Origin of the sequence: Streptomyces sp. NPDC001985, assembly GCF_040296845.1 — a bacterium.
In the GTDB taxonomy this organism is placed as follows: Bacteria; Actinomycetota; Actinomycetes; order Streptomycetales; family Streptomycetaceae; genus Streptomyces.
Map to the genome: position 1 here is coordinate 63,588 of NZ_JBEOYB010000018.1, position 24,810 is coordinate 88,397.

Annotated in this window: 24 protein-coding genes; 7 read left to right on the plus strand and 17 right to left on the minus strand. The window is 72.6% G+C overall.

What is annotated here, in order from left to right; genetic code table 11:
- Nucleotides 1-76: 76 nt before the first annotated feature.
- Nucleotides 77-2,653 (minus strand): M14 family zinc carboxypeptidase, encoded by a 2,577-nt coding sequence (locus tag ABT122_RS10830; protein WP_351548548.1) that lies wholly within the window; start codon nt 2,651-2,653, stop codon nt 77-79.
- A 158-nt stretch (nt 2,654-2,811) separates the two neighbouring features.
- On the opposite strand from ABT122_RS10830, the gene ABT122_RS10835 reads away from it, so the two are divergent.
- On the plus strand, nt 2,812-3,696 hold the full coding sequence (locus tag ABT122_RS10835; protein ID WP_351548551.1) for an EI24 domain-containing protein: 885 nt from the start codon (nt 2,812-2,814) through the stop codon (nt 3,694-3,696).
- Nucleotides 3,697-3,741: 45 nt separating this feature from the next.
- On the opposite strand, the gene ABT122_RS10840 is transcribed toward ABT122_RS10835, so the two are convergent.
- From ABT122_RS10840 to ABT122_RS10855, 4 genes are all read right to left on the minus strand, one after another.
- Nucleotides 3,742-4,464 carry a carbon-nitrogen hydrolase family protein gene (locus ABT122_RS10840; RefSeq protein ID WP_351548553.1) on the minus strand — a complete coding sequence of 241 codons (723 nt, stop codon included), beginning with the start codon at nt 4,462-4,464 and terminating at the stop codon, nt 3,742-3,744.
- Entirely contained in the window at nt 4,461-4,814 is a 354-nt protein-coding gene (locus tag ABT122_RS10845) for a hypothetical protein (protein ID WP_451069178.1), read from the minus strand. Before ABT122_RS10845 ends, ABT122_RS10840 begins: the two co-directional genes overlap by 4 nt.
- 198 nt (nt 4,815-5,012) lie before the next feature.
- Nucleotides 5,013-6,305 carry a pyroglutamyl-peptidase I gene (locus ABT122_RS10850; RefSeq protein WP_351548556.1) on the minus strand — a complete coding sequence of 431 codons (1,293 nt, stop codon included), beginning with the start codon at nt 6,303-6,305 and terminating at the stop codon, nt 5,013-5,015.
- Between the two features lie 70 nt (nt 6,306-6,375).
- A complete protein-coding gene (locus tag ABT122_RS10855) occupies nt 6,376-7,302 on the minus strand; it encodes an SGNH/GDSL hydrolase family protein (RefSeq protein ID WP_351548559.1) in 927 nt (308 codons plus the stop codon).
- A 268-nt stretch (nt 7,303-7,570) separates the two neighbouring features.
- On the opposite strand from ABT122_RS10855, the gene ABT122_RS10860 reads away from it, so the two are divergent.
- The gene (locus ABT122_RS10860) at nt 7,571-8,065 is read left to right on the plus strand and encodes a DUF3145 domain-containing protein (RefSeq protein WP_351548562.1); all 495 of its coding nucleotides are present in this window, start codon (nt 7,571-7,573) and stop codon (nt 8,063-8,065) included.
- A 201-nt stretch (nt 8,066-8,266) separates the two neighbouring features.
- Here the strand turns inward: ABT122_RS10860 and fabF are convergent, their stop codons facing one another.
- The 5 genes from fabF to ABT122_RS10885 all read right to left on the minus strand — a co-directional run bounded on the left by fabF (nt 8,267) and on the right by ABT122_RS10885 (nt 13,217).
- Nucleotides 8,267-9,529: a beta-ketoacyl-ACP synthase II gene (fabF, locus tag ABT122_RS10865; protein WP_351548565.1), complete on the minus strand. Its 1,263-nt coding sequence runs from the start codon at nt 9,527-9,529 to the stop codon at nt 8,267-8,269.
- Nucleotides 9,530-9,631: 102 nt separating this feature from the next.
- Nucleotides 9,632-9,886: an acyl carrier protein gene (locus ABT122_RS10870; protein ID WP_351548566.1), complete on the minus strand. Its 255-nt coding sequence runs from the start codon at nt 9,884-9,886 to the stop codon at nt 9,632-9,634.
- A gap of 116 nt (nt 9,887-10,002) precedes the next feature.
- Nucleotides 10,003-11,004, minus strand: a complete 1,002-nt coding sequence (locus ABT122_RS10875) for a ketoacyl-ACP synthase III (protein WP_351548568.1) — start codon at nt 11,002-11,004, stop codon at nt 10,003-10,005.
- A 15-nt stretch (nt 11,005-11,019) separates the two neighbouring features.
- Nucleotides 11,020-11,949 (minus strand): ACP S-malonyltransferase, encoded by a 930-nt coding sequence (locus ABT122_RS10880; protein ID WP_351548571.1) that lies wholly within the window; start codon nt 11,947-11,949, stop codon nt 11,020-11,022.
- An 83-nt stretch (nt 11,950-12,032) separates the two neighbouring features.
- Entirely contained in the window at nt 12,033-13,217 is a 1,185-nt protein-coding gene (locus ABT122_RS10885) for a PucR family transcriptional regulator (RefSeq protein ID WP_351548574.1), read from the minus strand.
- A gap of 142 nt (nt 13,218-13,359) precedes the next feature.
- Here ABT122_RS10885 and ABT122_RS10890 point away from each other — a divergent pair, with 142 nt between their 5' ends.
- Nucleotides 13,360-14,025 carry a pirin family protein gene (locus tag ABT122_RS10890; protein WP_351548577.1) on the plus strand — a complete coding sequence of 222 codons (666 nt, stop codon included), beginning with the start codon at nt 13,360-13,362 and terminating at the stop codon, nt 14,023-14,025.
- A gap of 10 nt (nt 14,026-14,035) precedes the next feature.
- Here ABT122_RS10890 and ABT122_RS10895 read toward each other — a convergent pair whose 3' ends face one another.
- The gene (locus ABT122_RS10895) at nt 14,036-14,848 is read right to left on the minus strand and encodes a serine hydrolase domain-containing protein (protein ID WP_351548580.1); all 813 of its coding nucleotides are present in this window, start codon (nt 14,846-14,848) and stop codon (nt 14,036-14,038) included.
- A 10-nt stretch (nt 14,849-14,858) separates the two neighbouring features.
- Nucleotides 14,859-15,374 (minus strand): GNAT family N-acetyltransferase, encoded by a 516-nt coding sequence (locus ABT122_RS10900; RefSeq protein WP_351548583.1) that lies wholly within the window; start codon nt 15,372-15,374, stop codon nt 14,859-14,861.
- A 104-nt stretch (nt 15,375-15,478) separates the two neighbouring features.
- Between ABT122_RS10900 and ABT122_RS10905 the strand changes: the two genes are divergently transcribed.
- Together ABT122_RS10905 and ABT122_RS10910 are read left to right on the plus strand one after the other, a co-directional pair.
- The gene (locus ABT122_RS10905) at nt 15,479-15,922 is read left to right on the plus strand and encodes a MerR family transcriptional regulator (RefSeq protein ID WP_351548586.1); all 444 of its coding nucleotides are present in this window, start codon (nt 15,479-15,481) and stop codon (nt 15,920-15,922) included.
- Complete coding sequence (locus ABT122_RS10910; protein ID WP_351548589.1) at nt 15,910-16,929, plus strand: aldo/keto reductase; 1,020 nt, start codon at nt 15,910-15,912, stop codon at nt 16,927-16,929. Before ABT122_RS10905 ends, ABT122_RS10910 begins: the two co-directional genes overlap by 13 nt.
- 402 nt (nt 16,930-17,331) lie before the next feature.
- On the opposite strand, the gene ABT122_RS10915 is transcribed toward ABT122_RS10910, so the two are convergent.
- From ABT122_RS10915 to ABT122_RS10935, 5 genes are all read right to left on the minus strand, one after another.
- The gene (locus ABT122_RS10915) at nt 17,332-18,018 is read right to left on the minus strand and encodes a response regulator (protein WP_351548592.1); all 687 of its coding nucleotides are present in this window, start codon (nt 18,016-18,018) and stop codon (nt 17,332-17,334) included.
- The gene (locus ABT122_RS10920; RefSeq protein WP_351548595.1) at nt 18,015-19,343 is read right to left on the minus strand and encodes a sensor histidine kinase; all 1,329 of its coding nucleotides are present in this window, start codon (nt 19,341-19,343) and stop codon (nt 18,015-18,017) included. Before ABT122_RS10920 ends, ABT122_RS10915 begins: the two co-directional genes overlap by 4 nt.
- A 178-nt stretch (nt 19,344-19,521) precedes the next feature.
- Complete coding sequence (locus ABT122_RS10925; RefSeq protein ID WP_351548598.1) at nt 19,522-20,376, minus strand: DUF4429 domain-containing protein; 855 nt, start codon at nt 20,374-20,376, stop codon at nt 19,522-19,524.
- A 75-nt stretch (nt 20,377-20,451) separates the two neighbouring features.
- Nucleotides 20,452-21,663, minus strand: a complete 1,212-nt coding sequence (locus ABT122_RS10930; RefSeq protein WP_351548601.1) for an alpha/beta hydrolase — start codon at nt 21,661-21,663, stop codon at nt 20,452-20,454.
- Between the two features lie 121 nt (nt 21,664-21,784).
- Entirely contained in the window at nt 21,785-22,465 is a 681-nt protein-coding gene (locus ABT122_RS10935; RefSeq protein WP_351548604.1) for a TetR family transcriptional regulator, read from the minus strand.
- 123 nt (nt 22,466-22,588) lie between these two features.
- Here ABT122_RS10935 and ABT122_RS10940 point away from each other — a divergent pair, with 123 nt between their 5' ends.
- Together ABT122_RS10940 and ABT122_RS10945 are read left to right on the plus strand one after the other, a co-directional pair.
- Entirely contained in the window at nt 22,589-24,205 is a 1,617-nt protein-coding gene (locus tag ABT122_RS10940) for an MFS transporter (RefSeq protein WP_351548607.1), read from the plus strand.
- A gap of 235 nt (nt 24,206-24,440) precedes the next feature.
- Entirely contained in the window at nt 24,441-24,806 is a 366-nt protein-coding gene (locus ABT122_RS10945; RefSeq protein WP_351548610.1) for a peptidase inhibitor family I36 protein, read from the plus strand.
- Nucleotides 24,807-24,810 lie beyond the last annotated feature (4 nt).

The window sequence follows — 24,810 nt, forward strand, 5'->3', positions numbered from 1 at the left end:
GCGGACCGGGCCGAACCGGCTGGGTCGTCCCTTCCGGATCGTGCCCGGCGCGCGGGCCCGATCCGGACGGCACTCCCTAGCGGTTCAGCAGCGCCCTCCCGATCTGCGCGAACGCGCCCTTCGGGTGGTTGCGGAACAGCGGCTCCGTGCCGAACAGCGCCACCGGCGTGCCCGACGCCGATGTGCCGCTGACCACCGACGGCCTGCCCGCCGCGTCCGCCGGGCCGCCCGTGCCCTCGGCGGTCGCCCGCCAGTGGCCCGACACCAGCGGGTTCCCGGTGCCGTACGACTGGTCCACCCGCACTCCCGTACCGAGCCCGGTGAACCACACCGGCGAGTAGACGAAGGTGTGCCCGGGAGCGCCGCCGGTGATCGGGCCGCCCGCGTTGGACACCCGCACCACGCCATTGGCGTCGCCGTTGCCCTCGACCGCCGTGGCCTGGATCAGCCCGGCCGCGCCGGTGAAGGCGGCGCCGTCCGCGCCGAGGCCGACCACACCGGCCCCGCTCGCCCGGAAGGCGTCCCGCGCGGCGGGCGTCAGAGCCGCGTGGCTGAGCCCGGCCGACACCATCAGCACATCGGTGCCCGACCAGTCGAAGCCCGCGTTCAGCACCGAGGTTGACACCGGCACCACGTCGAAGCCCATCTCCCGCAGCGCGAACTGCTCGCCCGAGGTCACCGCGGCGGCCACCCGGGTCCGCTTCAGCGGAGCGACACCGCGCTCGTGCGTCGCCGTGAAGGCCACGCCGTGCCGGTCGGCGAGCACCCTCGCCTTCGAGCGCGCCGACGCGGGCACGATCGCGGCGCCGTCGGACGTACGCCGGACCTGCACGCCCTGCGCGAGCAGCGCGTTCACCGCCGCCAGCTCCCGGGGGTCGTCCAGCCGCAGCTTCAGATCCCCGTGCCGGGCCACCGAGCCGGTCGCCGACGCGGCGTCAACCGGACGGCTCAGCACCCTCAGCTCACCGCTGACGGCCTTGTCCACGGTCGCGCCCCACAGCAGCCCGAGGCTCCAGCCCGAGATGTCGTACATCGCCGACACATCGGGGCTGATGTCCCGGCCCTCGGCCAGGATCACATTGGCGATACCGCGCTTCGGCTGCCGCATGTCCACGACGTACGAGCCGGCGGGGTGGGTCCTCCCGGCGAGCCGGAACGGCAGCACCGCCCGCTCGACCCGGACGTCATTGGCGACCAGGTGGTCCACCAGCCGGGCCGCGGCGGTGGCGCTGCGCTGCCGTTCGCCGGCCGGGATGACATAGGCCCGGGGGAAGGTGGTCGTGTAGACGTCCTCGGGACCGATCCCCGGCACACCCGGCACGGTCTCCTCGGAGACCGGCACCTGCGCCGCGCCGGTGGCGCCGCGCCGGAAGGTCTCGATCTGGTCGGCGATCACCGAGGCGCGGTTCGCCCGGGTGTAGTCGAGCGTGGCGCGCATCGCCGCACCCGCGATCCCGGTGTTGATCGCGGACCGCCGGCGCAGCTCCTCCACCGGCAGGCTGTCGTAGGAGCTGTTGTTGACCCGCATCGGGAACTCGATGGTGTGCGAGGCCACCGCGCCCTGGAACGGCATGTACTGCGGGGTGAAGATCGGCGGCCAGTCGTCCCAGCCCTCCGCCTGGTCCCGGAAGGGGATCTCGGCGGGGCGCACCCCGTCCTTCTCGGCGGTGTAGCCGAGGTCGTTGACGGCCTTCTCCATGCCGAGGGCGTTGGCGTAGGAGTTCTTCAGGAAGAGGTCGTACTCGTAGTTCTCGCCGTGCGGCGGGGTGGTCGGCTCGATCAGCGTGCCGTTGACATAGCCGTGCAGATCGAGCATCACCGCGGGCTGCTTGTCGATCGCCAGCTGCCGGATCGCCCGGGACTCGGGCTGGGAGGCGGTGATGAAGTCACGGTTGAGGTCGAAGCCGTTGGCGTTGGCGCGGGTGCCCGCGACCCGGCCGTCGGGGTTGGCCGTCACATTGAGATAGATCCGGTTCTTCGCCAGCAGGCCCGCCGTCCCGGCGTCCTTGGCCGTCGCCAGCTCCTCGATGAGCTTCAGGGCGGCGTCCGTGCCCTCCCACTCGTTGCCGTGGATGTTGTTGTTGATGAAGACCGGGGTCTTGTACTCCGACTTGATGCGCCGGTCGCGGGCGGCGGACACCGGCTCGTTCTCGATCCGCTCGCGCATCCGCTCCTGGTCGCGCGCCTCGTGGCGGCTCTCCGGCTCGGTGACGGTGACGAGATAGAGATCGCGCCCGGTGGCCGACTTGCCGGCGATCTCCACACTGACCCGGTCGCTGCGCTTCTGGAGGGCGTTGAGACGGGGCGCGATGGAGTGGTACGGAATCAGCCCCAGCTTGATCGACTTGTCGGCCGGGTTGACGGCCGGGGTCCTCAGCGCCGTGTGCCGGGGATAGCCGAGGTCCCGGTGGAACGACGGCGACTGGTGCCGCAGCGCCTCGGCGGTGGCGGACGGCGGGCCCAGGTACGGCCGGGCCCGGGCGAGCGCCGAGTCGCTGCCGCCCCGCTCGCGTACGGGGTCGGAGCCGCCGGACGGCACCGGTTTCGCGGGAAGGGCCGTGGCACCGGGGGAGGCGGTCGCGGACACCGGTGCGAGGAGCACGGCGACCGCGAACGCGGCGGTGGTGACCAGGACGGGTCTGGATATGCCCATGCGTGAGTACCTCCGGGGATCGGGGGTCGATCGAGTGACATGTATGCCGCAACGATCAATACGGAGGGGTTTACCTGGTCATGTCGCCAACAAGCAAGGGGTCTTTCCTACGAAACCGGCCAACGGGTTCGGGCCACCGGGCCCGATAGGGTGGCTCCATGAGTGATTTCGGGGCGGGGTTCGGCTACTTGGTGAAGGGCCAGCGCTGGGTCGGCGTCCATGGCCGCTGGTTCGGATTCGGGCTGCTGCCCGGGCTGTTGACGCTCGTGCTGTACGCGGGGGCGCTGGTCGGGCTCGGCTACGGCGCGGACGATCTGGTGGGCTGGGCGACACCGTTCGCCGACGACTGGTCCTCGCCGTGGCTCGGGCTCTTCCGTGGCTTTCTGACCGGTCTGGTCTTCGCCCTCGGGCTCTTTCTGGCGGTGATCACCTTCACCGCGGTCACCCTCCTGGTCGGCCAGCCCTTCTACGAGTCGCTCTCCGAGGAGGTCGACCGCTCCGAGGGCGGCGCGGTGCCCGAGTCGGGTCTCTCGCTCCTGCGGGACCTGTGGATCTCCGGGCGGGACTCGCTGCGGATCGTGGTCCGGGTGACCTTCTACGGCGTCCTGCTCTTCGCCGCGGGTTTCATCCCGGTCGTCGGCCAGACCGTCGTCCCGGTGCTCGGGTTCTGTGTCACGGGCTACTTCCTCGCGGAGGAGCTGACGGCGGTCGCCCTCCAGCGGCGCGGGGTGGAGCTGAAGGAGCGGCTGCGGCTGCTGCGGGGCCGCAGGATGATGACGCTGGGCTTCGGGCTGCCGCTGGCGCTGGTGTTCCTGGTGCCGTTCGTGGCGGTGTTCCTGATGCCCGGCGCGGTGGCGGGAGCGACGCTGATGGTGCGGGAGCTGGCGGGCGCGCCGGACGGGCCGGAGCCCGGGCCGTCCGCCGGACCCGCGGCCGCCTCCGCGCCCCGGGCCGGTGCCCCGGCGCCGGTGGTGTGGCCGGCGGCTCCGGGGAGCGAGCCCTCCGGTCCCGGCGACGCCCGCGACCCCTACCTCAAGAGCTGACCCCGGGAGCGGCCCGCGCCCCGGGCGCGGGCCGGCCGGCCGGTCTCAGGCGCTGATCGGCAGGTCCGCCACCGCGAGCGAGGGCGCCGCCCGGCCCGCGCCGGCCAGCAGCCCTCCGTCCGGGCCCCAGATCGCGCTCCCGCCCGGGCAGGGGCCGATGTCGCTCGGCCCCACCTGGTTGGCGAGCACGACGCAGAGCCCGTTCTCCCGGGCCCGGACCGGATAGACCTTCTCGAACGAGTCGTTCCCCTCCTCCAGCACCGAACTCGCCAGATAGACGGCGCAGCCGTCCGCCCGGGCCCGCTCGGCCAGTTCGGGAAAGCGGTTGTCGTAGCAGACGGCCAGCGCGAACCGTACGCCGTCGAGGGTGAACCGGCCGTCCCGGTCGCCCGCCGTGAAGACCTCGGGCTCCGGATCGTGCAGACGCTGCTTGTCGTAGCGGGTCAGCAGCGCGCCGTCCGGCCCGATGACCAGCGAGGTGATGGCGGGGGCACCGCCCGGGGTGAGCACCGCCGCGTTGACCACGGCCGCCGTGGCGGTCTCCCGGCAGACCGCCCGGAGCGGCTCCAGCCGCGGGTCGTCCTCGGTGAGCCGGAGCGCGGGGTCGTGGGCGACCAGCCCGAATCCGTACCCCGTCACCGCCAGTTCGGAGAAGACGACCAGCCGCCCGCCCTGCTCGGACGCGGTCCCGACCAGAGTCCGCATGGTGTGGACATTGGACTCGACATCGCCCGGTACGGGGGCGAACTGCGCGGCTGCGACTCTCATGCCCCCATCATCGCCGGGCCGCCGTCGGGGTCGTCGGGGGCGGGGTCGTCCGGGGTGGGGACGGGGGCGGGCAGCCGGGCACCCCGGCTGCGCGCGATGCGGTGGACATTGCGGAGCGCCTCCGTCATCTGGGTGAGCATCAGCCGCAGCTGATCGGGGGATGTGCCGTCCTCCGCGAGCAGCTCGTCGGCGTGGGTGATCAGCTCGCCCGCCAGGCCGAGCTGTACGCTCTCGATGGTGTCCGCGACCCGTGAGATGTAGCCGGTTCCGTCGCCGTCGAGGTAGCACGGCTTGCCCTCGGGGGTGGACCACGGCAGCAGCCGTGCCTCATGCGTTCCGCCGGCCATCACCGGACTCCGTTCGTACCGCAGCTCGCCCTGTGCGGGGGCGTACCGGTCTCCGTTCTTCCCTGGCACCAGAACGCTACCCCCCGTGACCACCCGGGGAACCATGATCGGACCACCCGGGGTGGGACCCGGGGACGGACGGTCCGGCCCCGCCCGCCGCCCGCCGCCCGCCGCCCGTTCCCGGGGCGGTCCCCGGGCCCGCTACCCCTGCCCGGCCGACACCCGGATGATCTCCCGCACCTGCGCGACGATGTCCCGCCGGTTGGCCAGGAAGGCCGGATCGGTGATCTCCGTGGTGTTGCCCGCGCCGAACTCCAGTACAGGGGTGTGCACATGGCCCCCGGGGATCGTCAGCCCCAGCCGGTCCCTCAGCAGCGTCGCCCGGTAGGCGATCTCGTTCGACAGATAGTTGCCGCCACCGCCCGAGCGGGCCGTGGAGCCCTCCGTGGGCCCGTCGGGACGGTTCACGGGAGTGGTGCCACCCGCCGGGATCTCCGTCACCGCCGTGTTGTCGTGGACCGCGAAACGGCCCGTGTCCGCCGCGGTGATCGCCGCGTGCGGCAGCGTCGACGACGTCCACTGCGGCTGGGTGGCGGGGTCGCTCACCGGCACGGTCCCGGTGTCCGAGATGTTCTCGTTGTCGGGGAACCCGCCCCGCCAGGCGCCGTTGGTCCGCTCGATGTCGAACCGGCCGGGCCGCCCCTGGCTCACCGTGGTGAACAGATCCGCCTCCGGCAGCCGCGCCCGCAGCGTCCGCTCCACCGACCCGTCGGCGAAGTCCTGCCAGCGGACCGGGAAGACCGCCGTCTCGATCCTCGCGGGACCGTCGGCGGTCCTGATCCAGGTGCCGTCCAGGGCCAGGGCGGTGGCGCCCGAGGGATTGCTGATCCGGATGTCCCGGTCCAGGGTGAAGGGGTCGAAACCGGTCATCACCACCCGCTTGACCCGGTCATCGCCCCGGCCCCGCGCACCCGGGAACCCCATCGAGTCCTGGCCGCGCGAGGAGCGCTCCAGCCGGTCCAGCAGCCGGGCGCGCCGCTCCGGTGCCACCGTGAAGCCGGGCTCCCACTGCCGCAGCTCCCGGGTCATCGCGAGCCGCGCCCAGTACAGCGGCCGGTCGTCGTCCCGGCTCAGATCGCCCCGGGCGGGCCCCCGCCCCTGCGCCCGGTCCACCGCCCGCTCCCAGAGCGCCGCACCGTGGCGGGCGACGGCCCGCTCGGCGTCCCGGTACGAGCGGGCGCCGTCCAGCGCGCCGCCGAACCGGGGCGCCACGGTGTCGAAGCCGGCGCGCCGCAGGATCTCCCGGGGCACGGCCCGGTCGAGGCGCGCCTCCTCCGCCCCGGCCGCCGCCCCGGCCGCCGCCGTGGCCGTCTCCGTGGCCGGCGACGGGGGAGCCGGGGGCGCGGCCGACGCCGGTACGGGGGCGGTGAGGGCGAGCGGCACCAGCAGGGCGGCGATCACGGCCGCATGGGCGGACACGGATATCGGGGGCATGAGGGGAACCTTCCGTCGGGTGTGCGGAAGTATCACCTCATGATCGTGTCCCTGACCAGACCCGCCGGGGTCACACCGGGGGCTCGGCCGCCGTGATGTTCCGGTAGGCGATCTCGGCCAGCACGCCCTGTCCGTCCTTGCTGGGGTGGAACCAGTCCCAGCGGCTCAGCAGATCATCGCTGAAGCGGTAGTCGAAGACCGCCCCGCCGTCGTACCGGCAGCGCAGATCCTTGGCGCAGACCTCCTTGAGCACCGTGTTGTACGCCATCACCCTGCCCTGCACCTCGGCCCGCCGCCGGTCCGCCTTGGCGCTCACATCCTCCGCGTCGCCCAGCATCGAGGAGCAGATGCCCAGTTGCCAGATCGCCCGGCCGAGCGCGTCGTCCCGGCCGGTGGACCAGAGCCGCTTCAGATCCGGCACGCTGGAGACGTACACATGCGACTTGGGGGCCTTGCGGCGCAGCTCCCGCAGGGCCTCGGTGAAGGAGGCCCGGAAGTCGGCCACCGGGGTCATCAGCGCCGTCGAGTCGGCGCAGGCGTCATTGGCGCCGACCATCACCGTGACCAGATCGGGCTTCCGTGCCCCGGCCCGGCTCATCTGGGCGGCGATGTCGGCGACCTCGGCACCCGTGCGGGCGAAGTTCCAGGCGCGCCGGGCGATGGCGCCGGGCTCACCGATCAGCCGGGAGGCCAGGCTGCGGACGGCGGCGTCGGTGCCGGTGACCCAGGACGCCTCGGGGCAGTCGGAGAGCACGACACAGGCGTCGAAGGCGCGGGTGATGGAGTCGCCGACGGCCGCGATCGAGCGGGGGCTGCGGTCCCACACCTGCGCGGGCCGCTTCTTGGCGGGCGAGCCGCCGCTCCGGGAGCTGTCGGACGAGACGTCACATCCGGTGAGCACACCGGTGGTCAGAAGTGCGGCGGCGGTCAGGGCCGCGGTGGTCGCCCGGGCCCTCCGTCCCCGTGTAGTGCCAAGGCTCTCGCGCCTGTCGTGCATCCCCGATTCCCCTCCGAATCAGATGCCCCCGAGGTCCTGCCGGGTGAAAGCTTGGTGCGTACGGCTCCAGGACCGAGATTACGTCACCCCGCGGCCGCGTACGCACGGTAGCTTTTTCCCCGTCGCCCCGGAGTATCGTGCCCAGACGCTCCAGCGGTTCCGGTAAATTACATCACGTCACATGCTGTCCCTTTTGTGGAGATTAACTCCTGATGCTGTTTACTGAGGCCGCTGGGAAGGCGATCCTCGTCCCACACTGGAGGTCCCGGTGACGACACGCGGCGTTCTGTACGTTCACTCCGCACCGCGCGCGCTCTGCCCGCATGTCGAATGGGCGGTGGGCGGCGTGCTCGGTGTGCGGGTCCAGCTCGACTGGATTCGCCAGCCCGCGTCGCCGGGCACCTGGAGAGCCGAGTTCTCCTGGCAGGCCCAGGCGGGCACGGCCTCGAAGCTCGCCTCCGCGCTGCGCGGCTGGCATCTGCTCCGCTTCGAGGTCACCGCCGAGCCCTGCGCCACGGCGGAGGGCGAGCGCTACAGCGCCACGCCCGAGCTGGGCATCTTCCACGCCGTCACCGGAATGCACGGCGACATCCTGATCCCCGAGGACCGGCTGCGGGCCGCCCTGCTCCGCTCCGCCCAGGGCGAGACCGACCTCGCGGCCGAGATCGCGAAGCTCCTCGGCAAGCCCTGGGACGACGAGCTGGAGCCCTTCCGGTACGCCGGTGAGGGCGCCCCGGTCCGCTGGCTCCACCAGGTCGTCTGAGCCGCCCGGGAGAGAGACCGGCGGGCACGGCCGGAGCCCGGGCAGGGCGGGGACCCCGGGCGCGGCGAAGGTCCCGGGCGCGGCCGAGACCCCGGGCACGGCGAAGGCCCGCACCCCCGAAGGAGTACGGGCCCTGTCCTCACCCGGCCGGCGTCATCCCGTCACCCGGCCGGTGTCCGCCGCCCGGCGGGCCGCAGGCCGTCAGACCGTGCGGAACGCCAGCACCACATTGTGGCCGCCGAAGCCGAACGAGTTGTTGATCGCCGCGATCGTGCCCTCGGGCAGCGCCCTGGGCTCGTCGCGGACGATGTCCGCGTCGACTTCCTCGTCCAGCTCGTCCACATTGATCGTCGGAGGCGCGGTGCGGTGGTACAGCGCCAGCACCGTCGCCACGGTCTCGATACCGCCCGCGCCACCCAGCAGATGACCGGTCATCGACTTCGTCGCCGAGACCGCCACATGGTCCAGATCGTCACCGAGCACCTGGCGCAGCGCCTTCACCTCGGCGACATCGCCCAGCGGCGTCGAGGTGGCGTGCGCGTTCAGATGGGCGATCTGGTCGGGCTTGAGGTCGGTGTTCTCCAGCAGGTTCCGCATCGCCGCGGCGATGCCCCGGCCCTCGGGCTCCGGCTGCGCGATGTGGTGGCTGTCCGCCGAGAGGCCCTGGCCCAGCACCTCGCAGTAGACCCGCGCGCCGCGCCTGGCCGCGTACTCGGCCGACTCCAGGACGACCACACCGGCGCCCTCGCCGAGCACAAAGCCGTTCCGTCCCTTGTCATAGGGGCGCGAGGCCTTCTCGGGCGCGTCATTGTCCTTCGACATCGCCATCATGTTGGCGAAGGCCGCCACCGGCAGCGGGTGGATCGCGGCCTCCGTACCACCGGCGATCACCACATCGGCGCGCCCGGTCCGGATCATCTCCACCGCGTAGCCGATCGCCTCGGCACCCGAGGCGCACGCGGACACCATGGCGTGCACGCCCGCCCGGGCGTTCACCTCCAGGCCCACATTGGCGGAGGGGCTGTTCGGCATGAGCATGGGCACGGTGTGCGGGGAGACCCGCCGCGCGCCCTTCTCCTTCAGTACGTCGTACTGGTCCAGCAGCGTCGTCACACCACCGATGCCCGACGCGATCACCGAGCCGAGCCGCTCGGGGGCGATCCGCTCGTCGGTGCCGGCCGGACCGGTGAAGCCCGCGTCCGCCCACGCCTCACGGGCCGCGATCACCGCGAACTGCGCGGAGCGGTCCAGCTTGCGGGCCAGCGGACGGGGCAGCACATCGCCCGGCTCGACCGCCGCGCGGGCGGCGATCCGCACCGGGAGGTCGGCGAAGCGCTCATCGTCCAGGAGCTTCGCTCCGGAGCGCCCGGCGAGCATGCCCTCCCAGGTTGACGCGCTGTCGCCACCCAACGGTGTGGTTGCGCCGATACCGGTGACGACCACAATGCGATTGGTCGAGTCCACAGGAATTCATTCTCCACGTGTAGGGGGTGCTGAATGTGCACGACGCCACCGTGCGGGTGGCGACAAGCGCGCCTGAGGGTTCAGGCCGGAAACCCGGGACCGTTACTTCGCGGCCTGGTGCTTCGCGATGTACTCCGCGGCGTCGCCGACGGTCTTCAGGTTCTTGACGTCGTCGTCGGGGATCTTGACGTCGAAGCGCTCTTCGGCGGCGACGACGACCTCGACCATGGACAGCGAGTCGACATCCAGGTCATCGGTGAAGGACTTGTCCAGCTGGACGTCCTCGACCGGGATGCCGGCGATCTCGTTGACGATCTCCGCGAGACCGGAAACGATCTCTTCCTGCGTGGCGGCCATGTGGCGCTCCTTCGATTCTGTAACAGAGGTGTGGCGTCCGGATGATCCGGCAGCCGCTCCGGGGGAAACCGGCCCGGAGATCCGGTCGGGGAAACCGGCCCGGATGATCCGGTCGACTAGGGGAGAGTAACGACCGTTGCCGCGTAGACGAGACCCGCCCCGAAGCCGATGACGAGCGCCGTGTCGCCGCTCTTGGCCTGACCGGTCGCCAGAAGCCGCTCCATCGCGAGCGGAATCGAGGCGGCCGATGTGTTGCCGGTGGTCTCCACATCACGCGCGACCGTGACATGGTCCGGCAGTTTCAGCGTCTTCACCATCGAGTCGATGATCCGCATATTGGCCTGGTGCGGAATGAAGACATCCAGGTCGTCCGCGCTGATCCCGGCCGCGTCCAGCGCCTGCTGGGCGACCTTCGCCATCTCGAACACGGCCCAGCGGAAGACCGCCTGGCCCTCCTGCGTGATCGCCGGGAACTTCGCCGGCGAGCCGTCGCGGTACTCCGTCCAGGGCACGGTCTGGGTGATGGTCTCGGACTTGTCGCCCTCCGAACCCCACACCGTCGGTCCGATCATCGGCTCCTTCGCGGGGCCCACGACCACCGCGCCGGCGCCGTCACCGAAGAGGAAGGCCGTCGCCCGGTCCTCCGGATCGGTCAGATCGCTCAGCCGCTCCACACCGATGACCAGCACATACTCGGCCGAGCCATCGGTGACCATGCCCTTGGCGAGGGTCAGCGCGTAGCCGAAGCCCGCGCACCCCGCCGAGATGTCGAACGCCGCCGGCTTGTTCGCGCCGATCCTGTCGGCGATCTCCGTGGCGACCGCCGGGGTCTGCTTGAAGTGCGACACCGTGGAGACCACCACGGCACCGATCTGCTGCGGGGTCACCCCCGCGTCGGCGATGGCCTTGCCCGCGGCCTCCACGGACATCGCGCTCACGGTCTCCTCGTCGGAGGCCCAGTGACGGGTGGCGATGCCCGACCGGGAGCGAATCCACTCGTCGGAGGAGTCGATCGTTTCGAGGATCACCTCGTTCGGCACGACCCGGGTGGGCCGGTAGCCGCCCACACCCATGATCCGCGCGTGCGGAGCGCCCTTGCTGGGCTTGATCTTCGCCATCTTCGGCTCTCCTTGTCAGACCGCGTCGGCGCTTGCGTGCTCGGCGATGAGCTCACGGGCGGCGTCCAGATTGTCCGGGGTCTTCAGTGCCAGCGTCCTCACCCCGGGCAGCGCCCGCTTGGCGATCCCGGTGAGCGTGCCACCGGGGCAGACCTCCAGCATCGCGGTGACGCCCCGCGCCGTGAAGGTCTCCATGCAGAGGTCCCAGCGCACCGGGTTGGCCACCTGGCCCACCAGCCGCGCCACGATCTCGTCACCCGAGGTGACGACCGCGCCGTCCCGGTTGGAGACATAGGGCACCGCCGGGTCGCCCGGCGTCAGCTCGGCCGCCCGCGCCTCCAGCGCGGTGACCGCCGGCGCCATGTGGCGGGTGTGGAACGCCCCGGCCACCTTCAGCGCGATGACCCTGGCCTTCTCCGGCTTGTCCGCCGCCAGCGCGGCGAGCTGCTCCGCCGTGCCCGCGGCCACGATCTGACCCGCGCCGTTCACATTCGCGGCGGTCAGGCCCAGCCCTTCGAGATGCGCCACGACCGTGTCGTGGTCGCCCCCCAGGACCGCGGCCATGCCCGTCTCGCTCACGGCCGCCGCCTCCGCCATCGCCTGTCCGCGGGCGCGGACGAAGCCCAGCGCCGCGGCCTCGCTCAGCACTCCGGCGAACACGGCGGCCGTGATCTCGCCGACGCTGTGCCCCGCCACCGCGCCCGGGGAGACGTCGCCGAGCTGCGACGCGGCCAGCAGGCCGGCCGCGACCAGCAGCGGCTGCGCCACCGCGGTGTCGCGGATCTCGTCCGCGTCCGCCTTGGTGCCGTAGTGGGCGAGGTCGAGATCGATGGCGTCGGACCAGGCCGCGACGCGGTCGGCCGCGCCGGGGAGGTCGAGCCAGGGAGTCAGGAAGCCGGGCGTCTGAGCGCCTTGGCCGGGAGCGACGAGTACGAGCACTCTCACACTCTCTCTTGTCTACGGCCTAGGCCGCCCGTGGGGACAGGGACGAAGAACCGTCAGGGGAATTGTTGGTGTCCCACAAAAGTCTAGGACTGGGAATCCCCGTCGGCCAAGCGCCCGAGGATGAGGGCGATTCGCAGAGTGAAGGCGGAGCGTACATCGGAGGGTGACCATCCGGTGACGTCAGTCACACGTCGGAGCCGGTAGCGCACGGTGTTGGGGTGAACAAACAACATGCGGGCCGCGCCTTCGAGGCTGCTCGCCTGTTCCAGATAGACACTGAGGGTTTCCAGCAGCGCCGATCCGGCCTCCTCCAGCGGTCTGTAGATCTCCTCCACCAGCTGCTCCCGCGCCGCGGGGTCGGACGCGATGGCGCGCTCCGGCAGCAGATCGTCCGCGAGCACCGGGCGCGGGGCGTCCTGCCAGGCGGAACACGCCTTGAGACCGGCCGCGGCGGCCTGCGCCGAGCGGGTCGCGGCCAGCAGGTCCGGCACCACGGGACCCGCCACCACCGGGCCCGCCGCATACGGCCCGATCAGGGCCTTCGCGACCTGGAGCGGATTGTCGCTGCCGCCCGCGATGACGACGAGACGGTTGCCGAGCACCCCCGTCAGCACCTGGAGCTTGGCGTGCCGGGCGGCCCGGCGGATCGCCTCCACCGTCAGCTCGCTGTCACCGTCCGGAGCGGTGCCGAGGATCACCGACACATGGTCCGGTGAGTTCCAGCCCAGCGCGGCGGCCCGGGAGACCGCGCCCTCGTCCGCCTCCCCGGAGAGCACCGCGTTGACCACCAGCGACTCCAGCCGGGCGTCCCAGGCCCCCCGCGCCTCGGCGGCCTGGGCGTAGACCTGGGCGGTCGCGAAGGCGATCTCCCGGGCGTACACCAGCAGCGCCTCCCGGAGCACCGACTCGTCCCCGGGGGCCGCGACCTCCTCGATCGCCGTCTCCATGACCTCGATGGTGGTGCGCACCATCTCCACGGTCTGACGCAGCGTGATCGCCCGGGTCAGCTCGCGCGGCGCGGTGCCGAAGACATCGGTGGAGATCGCCTGCGGGGTGTCGGGACGCCGGAACCACTCGGTGAACGCGGCGATGCCGGCCTGGGCGACCAGACCGATCCACGAACGGTTCTCCGGTGGCATCGCCCGGTACCAGGGCAGCGTCTCGTCCATGCGCGCGATGGCGTTCGCGGCGAGCCGGCCGGATGACTGCTCCAGGCGGCGCAGGGTCGCGGAGTGCGGGTGGGCGTCGTTCGTTGCGGGTTCGGGCACGGGGACAAGAGTGCCTTATCCGGACGGCACCGATGGGTGCCGGGGTTCCCTGCCGGGGCGGGCGCCCGGCCCGGGGACCGGCGTACGGCCCGTGACCTGCCAGGGCTCCGCCGGTGCCACCCGTGTGCCCTACGGTGGGGGAGTGATTGACGTACGCCGCTCGGCGGACCGCTATCGGGGGGGCGAGCCGGACTCCGGCATCGACACCCGGCACTCGTTCTCCTTCGGGCCCCACTACGACCCGGACAACCTCCGCTTCGGCGCCCTCGTCGCCGTCAACGAGGAGCGTCTCGCCCCCGGCGCGGGCTTCGCCGAACACCCGCACAGCAACACCGAGATCGTCACCTGGGTCACCGAGGGCGAGCTGACCCACCGCGACTCGGCGGGCCACGCCACCGTGGTGCGCCCCGGCGACCTCCAGCGGCTCAGCGCGGCCTCCGGGGTGCGCCACGAGGAGCGCAACGACGGGCCCGGACCGCTGGTCTTCGTCCAGATGTGGCTGACACCGCTGGAGCCCGGCGGTGACCCCTCGTACGAGGTGGTGCGCGGCCTCGACCCCGCGCGCCCCTACCCGCTGCCGGGGGCGGGCGCGCGGCTCCATGTCCGCGGTCCCCGGCCGGGGGAGCGGGTGGCGCTGCCGGCGGCGCCGGCCGTCCATCTGCACGTGGTGCGCGGCGCGGTGCGCCTCGACGGGGTGGAGCTGGCCCCCGGGGACACGGCGCGGATCACCGGCGGGCGGGCCCCGGAGCCGGTGGGCGCGGGGGCGGGCCCGGCGGAGGTGCTGATCTGGGAGCTGCCGGGGGTCTGAGGGCGGCGGGTCAGCGCAGTTCGGCGAGGACCGCGTCCGTGAACGGCGGCCAGGCCTCGATCGCCCACGGCCCGAAGGCGCGGTCCGTCAGCGCGACACAGGCCGCGCCCGCGTCCGGGTCGACCCACAGGAACGTCCCCGACTGGCCGAAGTGGCCGAAGGTGCGCGGCGAGGACGACGCCCCCGTCCAGTGCGGCGACTTGCCGTCCCGGAGTTCGAAGCCGAGGCCCCAGTCGTTCGGCCGCTGCCTGCCGTAGCCGGGCAGCAGCCCGTCGAGCCCGGGGAAGACGACGTGCGTCGCGGTGCGCAGCGTGCCGGGGTCCAGCAGCCGGGGCGCCTGGAGTTCGGCGGCGAAGCGCGCCAGGTCCGCGACGGTGGAGACGGCGTCCTTGGCGGCCGACCCCTCCAGCGCCGTCGCCGTCATCCCCAGCGGCTCCAGCACCGCCTGGTGCAGATAGCGGGCGAAGGGGATGTCCGTCGCCCCGGCGATATGGTCCGCGAGCGCCTCGAACCCCGCGTTGGAGTACACCCGGCGCTCGCCCGGGGCCGAGGTCGCCCGGTGCTCGTCATAGGCGAGACCGGAGGTGTGGGCGAGCAGATGACGGACCGTGGACCCCTCGGGCCCGGCCGGCTCGTCCAGCTCGACGGCGCCCTCCTCGTACGCGATGAGCGCCGCGTACGCCACCAGCGGCTTGGTCACCGAGGCGAGCGGGAAACGGTGCGCGAGGGGCCCGTGGGACCCGGCGACGGTGCCGTCCGCTCGTACGGCGGCGGCCGCCGCGGTCGGCACGGGCCAGTTCTCGATCATCGCCAGGCTCTGCATGCGTACGAGCCTAGAGCCTGCCCGCCGGGCGCTGCCGGGAGGGTGATCCGGAAGGGGCGGTCTCCAGGGTGAGCCGCATCGAGGGGTCGGGTACGGCGACGAAACCGAGCGACGCGTACAGCGCCACGGCGTCCGCTGAGGCCCGCAGCTCGACCTTGGCCGCCCCGCGCTCGCGGAACCACCCCAGCAGCCCCTCCATACAGGCGCGGGAGTGCCCCCGGCGGCGCATGTCGGGGTCGGTGGCGACACTGAAGACATGGCCGTGGAGCCCCAGGGGGTTCCCGGGGCCCGGGAGCCGGTGGTCGATCATCCCGATGGCCCCCGACGCGAGCCCGCCGCCGGGCCGGCCGACGACGTACGCGGCCAGCCCCGAGGCGGGGTCGCCGAGCCGGGCGCGCAGATCGGCGATGCCGTGCCGCTGCCAGGAGATGTCCGGGTCCACCCCGATGTGCGAGTCGAGCATGACCTTCCGCAGCCGTATCAGTTCGCCGGCGTCGGCCGGGGTGGCCCGGCGTGCGTGATCCATGGGCCGGAGGCCAGAGCACCGGGGGCGGGACCGGCGATCGGATTTCGCCGGGTGCGGCGGTTGCGCTTGCTTGGAGTGCACTCCAAGGTTTTAGCGTGGGCGGTATGACGCTGACCGAGAGCAGTACCCGTGCGTTTCCGCGTCCCGAGGGGCAGGACCGCTACACGATCAGCGAGGTCGCCGCCCACACCGGGCTCAGCGCGCACACCCTGCGCTGGTACGAGCGGATCGGGCTGATGCCCCATGTCGACCGGTCGCACACCGGACAGCGGCGCTTCACCAACCGCGACCTGGAGTGGCTGGCCTTCGTCTCCAAGCTGCGGCTGACCGGGATGCCGGTGGCGGACATGGTGCGCTTCGCCGAGCTGACCCGCGAGGGCTGGCACACGGCCGGGGCCCGGCGCGATCTGCTGGTGCGGACCAGGAGCGATGTGCTGAGCCGGATCGCGGAGCTGCGGGACACCCTCGCCGTGCTCGACTACAAGATCGAGGTTTACACCGAGGCCGTGCAGACGGCGCCGGAGAAGGAGGACGGATGGAACCGGTGAGCGAACACCCCATCGAGCGCGGACGGCTCGGCACCGACGGGCCTCTCGTCGGCGTGCAGGGGCTCGGCTGCATGGGCATGAGCGAGTTCTACGGGGATACGGACGAGCCGGCCGCCCGGGAGACGCTGGAGGTCGCCCTGGAGGCCGGGGTGACCCTCTTCGACACGGCGGACGCGTACGGGCGCGGGGCCAACGAGGAGTTCCTGGCGCCCTTTGTCGCGGCGCACCGCGACGAGATCACCCTCGCCACGAAGTTCGGGCTGCTGCGCGGTGACGACCCCGGCTACCGGGGCGTGAGCAACGATCCGGCCTATGTCCGCGCGGCCGTGGAGCGCAGTCTGAAGCGGCTGGACACCGAGGTGATCGACCTCTACTACATGCACCGCAGGGACCCGGCGGTGCCGCTCGCCGAGTCGGTGGGCGCGATGGCGGAGCTGGTACGGCTGGGGCTGGTGCGCCACTTGGGCCTCAGCGAGGTCACCGGGGCGGAGCTGCGCGAGGCGCACGCCGTCCACCCGATCGCCGCGCTCCAGTCCGAGTGGTCGCTCTTCAGCCGGGACGTGGAGCGCAGCGCGGTGGGCGCGGCGGCGGAGCTGGGGGTGGCGGTGGTGCCGTACTCGCCGCTGGGGCGGGGGTTTCTGACGGGGGCGGTGACCGCGGGGACGCTCTCGGCCGGGGATTTCCGCGCCTCGATGCCGCGTTTCGCCGGGGAGAACGCCCGCGCGAACACGGCCCTGCTGGACCCGGTGCGCGAGGTCGCGGAGGAGCGCGGGGTGACGCTGGGCCAGGTGGCGCTGGCGTGGGTGCAGCAGCGCGCGGAGGTGCACGGGCTGACGGCGGTGGTGCCGATTCCGGGGACGCGGAGGGCGGAGAGGGTGCGGGAGAACACCGCGGCGACACGGTTGCGGCTGTCGCCGCGGGAGCTGGACCTGCTGGAGCCGATCGCCGACCGGGTGTCGGGTGAGCGCTACCCGGACATGTCGAACACCTCGACTCCCCGGGAGTAGCCGAGCCCGGGGGTGCCTGCGGCGCGGGCTCGCGCCGAGCGGGCCGGGGTTGGCGGCCTTGTCCAGTCTGTGTCGGGTGGGCCGAGGTGCCCGTTTTCAGCTTGGCGGGGGAGCCGGGCATCCTCAGCCTCGCCGGCGTTTGAGGCGCGGGGGTTCGGGGGCTGGCCCCCGACGGTGGCCCGCAGGGTGCGGGTTCCCGTGGCCCGGGGGCCGTCCTCAAGCTCCCCCAGACGGGCCGGGGTTGGCGGCCTTGTCCAGTCTGTGTCGGGTGGGGCCGAGGTGCCCGTTTTCAGCTTGGCGGGGGAGCCGGGCATCTTCAGCCTCGCCGGCGTTTGAGGCGCGGGGGCTCGGGGGCCGGTCCCCGACCGGGGCCCGCGCGGTGCGGGGTGCCGGGCACCCGGGTCAGGGGTGGCCCGGGCGGATCAGGGCGGATTCGTAGGCGAAGATCACCGCCTGAGCCCGGTCCCGCAACCCCAACTTCCCCAGCACCCTCCCCACATGCGTCTTCACCGTCTGCTCAGCCACCACCAACTCCGCCGCGATCTCCTGATTCGACAACCCCCGCGCGATCAACCCCAGCACCTCCGTCTCCCGCGGCGTCAACCCCTTCAGCCGCAGCCCCGGATCTCCCCGGCGGCGGGCCGGGCGCTGGGCCGCGAAGTCCGCGATGAGGCGGCGCGTCACGGACGGCGCCAGCAGCGCGTCCCCCGCCGCCACCACCCGCACGGCGGAGATCAGATCCGCCGGCGGGGCGTCCTTGAGCAGAAACCCGGAGGCCCCCGCCCGCAGCGCCTCGTACACATAGTCGTCCACGTCGAAGGTGGTCAGCATCAGCACCTTCGGGATGTGCGCCACCCTCGGCTCCGGCGGCGGACCGAGCAGCGCGCGGGCCGCCGCCAGCCCGTCCATCTCCGGCATCCGGACATCCATCAGCACCACATCGGGGTGGACCGAGCGCGCCACCGCCACCCCCGCGCGCCCGTCCGCCGCCTCCCCCACCACATCGATGTCCGCCTGGGCGGAGAGCAGCGCGGCGAACCCCGCCCGCACCATGGCCTGGTCGTCGACGATGATCACACGGATGGTCATGGGAGATCCTCCGGGGTCGCGGGCGCCGCCAGCGGGAGACGCGCGGCCACCCGGAAACCACCGTCCGGGAGCGGACCGGTGTCCAGCGTGCCGCCGGTCAACCGTACGCGCTCACCCATCCCCACCAGCCCGTGCCCGGTCCCCGTGCTCTCCAGCCGCGCCCCCGGCGCGTCCGCCGGGCCATTGACGACCAGCACCGTCAGATCGGTCCCGTCGGAGGTCACCGACACCGCCGTCACCGCCCCCGGCGCGTGCCGCACCACATTCGACAGCGCCTCCTGCACGATCCGGTACGCCGACAGATCCACCGTCTGCGGCACCCGCGCCGGGTCCACCCCGAGCGACAGCTCCACCGGCACCCCCGCCCGTACCGTCGCCTCCACCATCTGCCGCACCCGCGCCAGACCCGGCTGGGGCGCCAGCTCCCCCTCCGCGCCGTCGCTGCGCAGCACCGTCAGCAGCCGCCGCATCTCCGTCAGCGACTCCCGCGCTCCCGCCGCGATCACCTCGAACTCCCCCCGCGCCGCCTGCGGCAGCCCCTCGATCCGGTAGGGCGCCGAGTCCGCCTGCACGGTGATCACCGACATGTGGTGGGCGACCACATCGTGCAGTTCGCGCGCGATCCGGGCGCGCTCCTCCAGCAGGGTGCGCCGGGCGCGCTCCGTCTCGCTGACGGTCTTCTCCGCCGCGAGCCCCCGCTGCGCGTCCCGCCGCTCCCGCAGCGCGCCCGTCACCAGCAGCACCACCCCGCTCAGCACGAACAGCAGCACATGGATGCCGTCGCTGAGGCGCTGCGAGACCAGCTCGAAGACCACCCCGGCCGCACCGGTCGCCAGCCAGATCGCCAGCAGGGTCCGGCGCGGCTCCCGCAGCCCGGTGAAGACCATCAGGATCAGATAGCCGGTGATCCCCACCGGGGTCCACGGCCAGCTGTCCCCCGCCGTCCCGTCGGCGCCCAGCAGCGCCAGCGCGCCCAGCGCGTTGGCGGTGAAGGCGATCCACCACGCCTCCAGCGGCCGGGTCACCGCCAGCAGCAGCGGTGCGGCGGAACCGGTGCTCACCAGGGTGGCGAGCCCGCCGTGCAGTTCATAGGCGTGGGTCAGCACATGGACGCCGACCGGCAGCAGGATGGCGGCGGCGACGGCGGCCACGGCGTACGGCAGCCGCCGCAGCCACCGCCGGGGCGAGGCGGACAGCAGCGGGGCGGTGGACTCGGAGGGCGTGGTCAGCCCGGCGGCGAGCAGCCGGAGCTGGAGCCGGGCGGCGCGCGGCAGGGAGACCCGCGGGGGCCCGGTCGGGGGCGAGGACGGGGGTGCGTCGGTCATGGCCCGTTCAGCCTAGGGAGCCCGGCCGCCGGGGGCGTCATACCGGGGAGCCGACCGGCTGTCATACCGGGGTACGACACCGGGACCCGCTGCCCCCTGCCCCTGCACCCGGGCAGCCGGGACGCCCCGCGCCCCGAACACCCCCGCCCCCCTCCACTCGGCCCCCCGCCCCCCGCTCTCACAGCTCCGCGAGCAGCTCCGCCTTCTTCGAGCTGAACTCGTCGTCCGTCACCAGGCCCGCCTGGTGCAGCTCCCCGAGGTGGCGTATCCGGTCCGCGATGTCCGCCGGGTCCCGGCGGCCCGTCCGCAGGGCCAGCGCCGGCGCCCGGGCCGACTTCTGCACGGACTCCAGCACCGCGGCGGCGAACGGCAGCGACTCGTGCACCGGCCCGTTCCGCAGCCCGAACACCACCGCCGCCGGGTCCTTGTCGGCCTGCGCCGGACGGTCCGGCTCGGCGCGCGGAAGCAGCCGCAGACAGCCGTCCGGCGCCTCCGGCGAACGCCACTCCACCCCGGTCAGCTCGCTCACCGGGAAGCTCTGGTCACCCGCCTTCCACTTGGCCGACGAAGCGCCCGTCCACGACCAGCGGAAAGCGACCTGCTTCCCGTCGAAGGAGGCTCTGCCGTCGTACGCCTTGAAGTGCAGCGGCGCGCTCGGCGCGGCCACCGCGTACCGGTCCGCGGGCTGGTCCGCGTCCAGGGGCAGCGCGGCGCGCAGTTCGTCCGCGTAGTACTCCGCCAGGGTCTCCCGGTCGGCCGGCACCACCAGCCGGTAGGGGTCGCACTCTTCCTTCAGCTGCCCGGCCGCCGCCTCCATCAGCGGATCGGCTCCGGGTCTGGGCGCCGCGCGCAGCACCGTTGTGCCCCGTTTGCCCGGGGAGAGTGTCACCGACGCCAACGCCTCGTGGGGGATGCGGCGTTCGCGGAGCGCCTGAAACAGCTTCGGCGTGCGGTGTCCCCGTTCAAAACGGATGAGCACGGAGTCGGACTCGAACTCCCATATGGCTTGAATTCCCGCCAGTACATCACCCATGCACCTCATCGTAGGCGCCAGTCGCCCGCGCGTCGCCCCTCAGTTTCCCTCGCTCTGAACGAAGTTCTACGCGCGTCAGGCCGCCGCTTCGCCGTAAATATCACTGCGGCAGGAGTCGTCCTCGCTCGCACAGCTCACGCCGTCGTACGCCCCTACCCCTATTTCGGCGAAGTTGACCACACTCTCCGTTCCAGGCTCGAAATAGCCGCTGTGGCCGATAGCGCCCGCCGCCGACATCACCCGCGCCCCGAACTCGGGCGCCACCGGGTCCTCGCCGTGGCCGAGCCCGCCGACCTCCACGTGCGGGACGGCCTCGATCCAGTCGTCGCCGTCGCGCATCGCCCAGACCCGGGCCCTGGCCTCCAGTTCCGAGACATGCGCGGCGCGCATCCCGGGGCTGCCCGCCACCGCGATATCGGTCACCCGGGCCGGCAGCCGGCGCGCGGCCACCCCGCACACCACGGAGCCGTAACTATGACAGAACAGGGCAACTTTCGACTTTCCCGGCAGGGTCTCGGTGAGAGCCGCCAGCCGCAGCGCGCCCCCGTGCGCGAGCCGTCCGGTCGCGGAGTCCATACCGACACCGACGGGTGCCGTGTAGTCGGCCCAGGCGATGACGGCGGTACGGGTGCGGGGGGAGGCGGTCCGCTCGGCGGCGTACAGCGACTGGGCCATGCCGGCCGGGGCGGTGTACCGGCCCGTGGTCCGTTCGAAGGTGAGCAGCTGGGTGTCGACCCCGGGGACGATCACCGAGACCCGCTCGGCCCGGTCGAGATCGCCCAGCACCTCGGCGACCCGGCCGCGGCCGGACGGGTCGAAGGAGAGGATCTGGCGCCCCCGGGCCATCAGCGTCTCGAAGCGGTGTATGCGGAGCCCGGCGTGGTGGCGCCCGTCCGGGCTGAGGCCCGCGCTCCGCGCGTGGGCGCGCTCCAGCTTGAGCGAGCGGGCGAGCGCGGTGCGGTTGGCGCGGTAGCGCAGGGCGACCGGCGCGCCGTTGAGATTCCCGACGACCAGCGGGAAGCGGTCCGCGAGCCGGGCGCGCTGCGAGGCGGAGAGCGAGGCGAAGAACGCCGCGAGCCGCTTCGGGGCCTCCTGGGCGCCGGGGAGCACCCTGCCGCCGAGCCGTGCCGTGGTCCAGCCGCTCAGATCGGCCGCGAGAAGATCGCGCGGGCCGCCCTGGTGCCGGACGGTGGTCCAGCCGGTGGTCGCCAGCATGAGGAACACCACGGCCAGCGCGAGCAGTGCCCGCCAGAAGGCGAGGGTGGGGGAGGAATCGAAGGAAGTCACTGCGGAACACCCTAGGAGAACGGCGTGAGGGTTCGCCGGGACCGTGAGGGAGATCACGTGTTCAAGGGTGACGGTTGGGGAAGGGCCCTGACATCCGAGGGTCCGCCGGGGCCGCGCGGCCTCAGCCCCCGGCGCGCCGGGGCGTCCGCCAGTCCTCCGCCAGGGCCGGGCGCAGGCTGTCCAGATAGGTCGCCGTCAGATCCCGCAGCGTCCGCGGGCTCCAGTCGCCCCCCAGGCTCCACAGCCGCCCGGCCACCCGCATCATCCCGCTGACCGCCGCCACCGTGGCCCGCGGGCGCGGGTCCCGGTCCACGTCCAGGCCCTCGCGCTCGGCGACCAGCCGGGCGATCGACTCCTCCAGCTCCACCGAGCGGCGCAGATGGGCGGCGATCAGCGCGGGCGTCGACTCGATCACCAGATAGCTGCGCATGTGCAGCTCGACCGGGACCGTCTCGCCGATCACCTCCTCAAGGGTGTCCCAGCCCTCCAGCACCGCGTTGCGCATCGCCTCGAAGGGGCCCTCCTCGGGCGGGCGGCGGCTCAGCGCCGTCTGGAAGTGCGACTCGACCTGCGACTGAATGGCGAAGGCGACCTCCTCCTTGCTGGCGAAGTACCGGAAGAAGGTGCGCTGCGAGACCTCGACGGCGTCGGCGATCTCGTCCACCGTCGTCCGCTCGTACCCCTGCGCGATGAACAGCTCCAGCGCGGCCCGGACGAGACCGTCGCGGGTGAGCCGCTTCTTCCGCTCGCGCAGTCCGCACGCCCCGGCCCTCGACTCCACCGTCACCCGACTCTCACTCATCGCTGGTCGCGACCCCGTGATCGGGGCCGTCGCCGCAGCTCAGCGTACCTATGACCAAGGTGACAGTTACCGACTACTGAATCGAATTGTCAACTGTCAGTCGCTGTCACTAATCTGACCGGCATGACTAGTCAGACCACCGTCGACAAGGCCGCGCCGATGAATCCAGGGGATTCTCCGTCCGCCCCGGCCAAGGGGCTCCGCGGCCACCCCTGGCTGACCCTCTTCGCCGTGGCCATCGGCGTGATGATGGTCGCGCTGGACGGCACCATCGTCGCCATCGCCAACCCGGCGATCGCCGACGACCTCAACGCCACCTTCGCCGATGTCCAGTGGATAACCAACGGCTACTTCCTCGCGCTCGCGGTGAGCCTGATCACCGCGGGCAAGCTCGGTGACCGCTTCGGTCATCGCCAGACCTTCCTCATCGGCATCGTCGGATTCGCCGCCGCCTCCGCCGCCATCGGCTTCTCCGGCAGCATCGCGATGGTGGTCGTCTTCCGGGTGGCACAGGGCCTCTTCGGCGCCCTGCTGATGCCCGCCGCGCTCGGTCTGCTGCGCGCCACCTTCCCCGCCGAGAAGCTGAACATGGCGATCGGCATCTGGGGCATGGTCATCGGCGCCTCCACCGCGGGCGGCCCGATCGTCGGTGGCCTGCTGGTCGAGCATGTCAGCTGGCAGTCCGTCTTCTTCATCAATGTCCCGGTCGGCGTCCTCGCGCTCGTCCTCGGCCTGGTGATCCTCAAGGACCACCGCGCGGCGAACGCGCCCAGGTCCTTCGACATCCCCGGCATCGTGCTGCTCTCCGCCGCCATGTTCTGCATCGTCTGGGCGCTCATCAAGGCGCCGGAGCCGACATGGGGCTGGGGTGGCGGAAAGACCTGGGGCTTCATCGCCGCCTCCCTTGTCTGTTTCGCGCTCTTCGCGTTCTGGGAGAGCCGGGTCGCCGAGCCGCTCATCCCGCTGAAGCTCTTCCGCTCCGTGCCGCTCTCGGCCGGTGTGGTGCTGATGGTGCTGATGGCCATCGCCTTCATGGGCGGCCTGTTCTTCGTCACCTTCTACCTCCAGAACGTGCACGGCCTCAGCCCGGTGGACGCCGGGCTCCACCTCCTCCCGCTCACCGGAATGATGATCGTCGGCTCCCCGCTGGCCGGCGCGGTGATCACCAAGACGGGGCCGCGGATTCCGCTGGCCGGCGGCATGGTGCTCACCGCGCTCGCCATGTTCGGGATGTCCACCCTCACCAAGGACACCGGCAGCCTGGCCATGTCCCTCTGGTTCGCCCTCCTCGGCCTCGGCCTGGCGCCGGTCATGGTGGGTGCCACCGAGGTGATCGTGGGCAACGCGCCCATGGAGCTGTCCGGGGTCGCCGGCGGCCTCCAGCAGGCGGCCATGCAGATCGGCGGCAGCCTCGGCACCGCGGTCCTCGGCGCGGTCATGGCCTCCCGGGTCGACCGCGACCTCGCGGGCAACTGGGCCGACGCCCAGCTTCCGCCGCTCACCGGGGAACAGCTCGACCAGGCGTCCAAGGCCGTCGAGATGGGTGTCCCCCCGGTCGGCGAGGGCACTCCGCCCGAGATCGCCGCGAAGATCGGCGATGTCGCCCATGACACCTTCCTGGCGGGGATGGGCCAGGCGAGCCTGGTCGCGGCCGGGGTGGCCGTGGTCGCGGTCTTCGTCGCCCTGCTGACCAGGCGCGGTGAGAACGCCCAGGCGGGCGCGGGCGCGGCCCATATCTGAGCCCTCCCCGGGGCCTCGTACCCAACAGCCCCACCGGGCCCGCCCGGTGGGGCTGTTCCGCAGCCGGACGGAGCGGTGGATGACGCCGCCGGCCCCGGCCCGCCCGGCCGCGCTGTCCCCTGGGAGGGTGATCCTGCCCGGGAATCCTTCCGCCGGCTCCCGGCGCACGCCACAGTGCGCTCAACCGATCCTCATACCGCTGCGCGTCAGCCGAGTGTCAAGGGAGCCGACCTCCGTGCGCCTGCCCATCGCCGCCTCCGTACTCGTCCTCGCGGCCCTGCTGCCGCCGGCCACCGCCACCGCGACCGCCGCGCCCCCGCCGGGCGAGTGCCCCGCCGGTGCGCTCTGTCTCTGGCAGCGGGAGGACTTCCAGGGCTCGCGCGGGACGTACGAGCTGTACGAGACCGGGACCGACAGCTGTGTCCCGCTGCCCGCCGGGCGCCCGGCCCGCTCCCTCGCCAACCGCGCCGGGCGGCCGGTCACCACCTACCAGTTCGCCGAGTGCGACGAGACCGGCGAGTTCGAGACCTACCCGGGCTCCGGGACCTGGGCGCCGCGCTCGCCCCATCTCGTCAGGGCGTTCAAGCTCTGGGAGAGCTGACCGC

Bases quoted from the DNA above. Each gene is read 5' to 3' on its own strand.
- ABT122_RS10840 (WP_351548553.1), bottom strand. From the start codon at position 4,464: ATGAGAGTCGCAGCCGCGCAGTTCGCCCCCGTACCGGGCGATGTCGAG.
- ABT122_RS10940 (WP_351548607.1), top strand. From the start codon at position 22,589: ATGACTAGTCAGACCACCGTCGACAAGGCCGCGCCGATGAATCCAGGG.
- ABT122_RS10925 (WP_351548598.1), bottom strand. From the start codon at position 20,376: ATGGGTGATGTACTGGCGGGAATTCAAGCCATATGGGAGTTCGAGTCC.
- ABT122_RS10835 (WP_351548551.1), top strand. From the start codon at position 2,812: ATGAGTGATTTCGGGGCGGGGTTCGGCTACTTGGTGAAGGGCCAGCGC.
- ABT122_RS10920 (WP_351548595.1), bottom strand. From the start codon at position 19,343: ATGACCGACGCACCCCCGTCCTCGCCCCCGACCGGGCCCCCGCGGGTC.
- ABT122_RS10875 (WP_351548568.1), bottom strand. From the start codon at position 11,004: ATGGCGAAGATCAAGCCCAGCAAGGGCGCTCCGCACGCGCGGATCATG.
- ABT122_RS10855 (WP_351548559.1), bottom strand. From the start codon at position 7,302: ATGCACGACAGGCGCGAGAGCCTTGGCACTACACGGGGACGGAGGGCC.
- ABT122_RS10830 (WP_351548548.1), bottom strand. From the start codon at position 2,653: ATGGGCATATCCAGACCCGTCCTGGTCACCACCGCCGCGTTCGCGGTC.
- ABT122_RS10915 (WP_351548592.1), bottom strand. From the start codon at position 18,018: ATGACCATCCGTGTGATCATCGTCGACGACCAGGCCATGGTGCGGGCG.
- ABT122_RS10905 (WP_351548586.1), top strand. From the start codon at position 15,479: ATGACGCTGACCGAGAGCAGTACCCGTGCGTTTCCGCGTCCCGAGGGG.
- ABT122_RS10935 (WP_351548604.1), bottom strand. From the start codon at position 22,465: ATGAGTGAGAGTCGGGTGACGGTGGAGTCGAGGGCCGGGGCGTGCGGA.
- ABT122_RS10900 (WP_351548583.1), bottom strand. From the start codon at position 15,374: ATGGATCACGCACGCCGGGCCACCCCGGCCGACGCCGGCGAACTGATA.
- ABT122_RS10850 (WP_351548556.1), bottom strand. From the start codon at position 6,305: ATGCCCCCGATATCCGTGTCCGCCCATGCGGCCGTGATCGCCGCCCTG.
- ABT122_RS10895 (WP_351548580.1), bottom strand. From the start codon at position 14,848: ATGCAGAGCCTGGCGATGATCGAGAACTGGCCCGTGCCGACCGCGGCG.
- ABT122_RS10870 (WP_351548566.1), bottom strand. From the start codon at position 9,886: ATGGCCGCCACGCAGGAAGAGATCGTTTCCGGTCTCGCGGAGATCGTC.
- ABT122_RS10910 (WP_351548589.1), top strand. From the start codon at position 15,910: ATGGAACCGGTGAGCGAACACCCCATCGAGCGCGGACGGCTCGGCACC.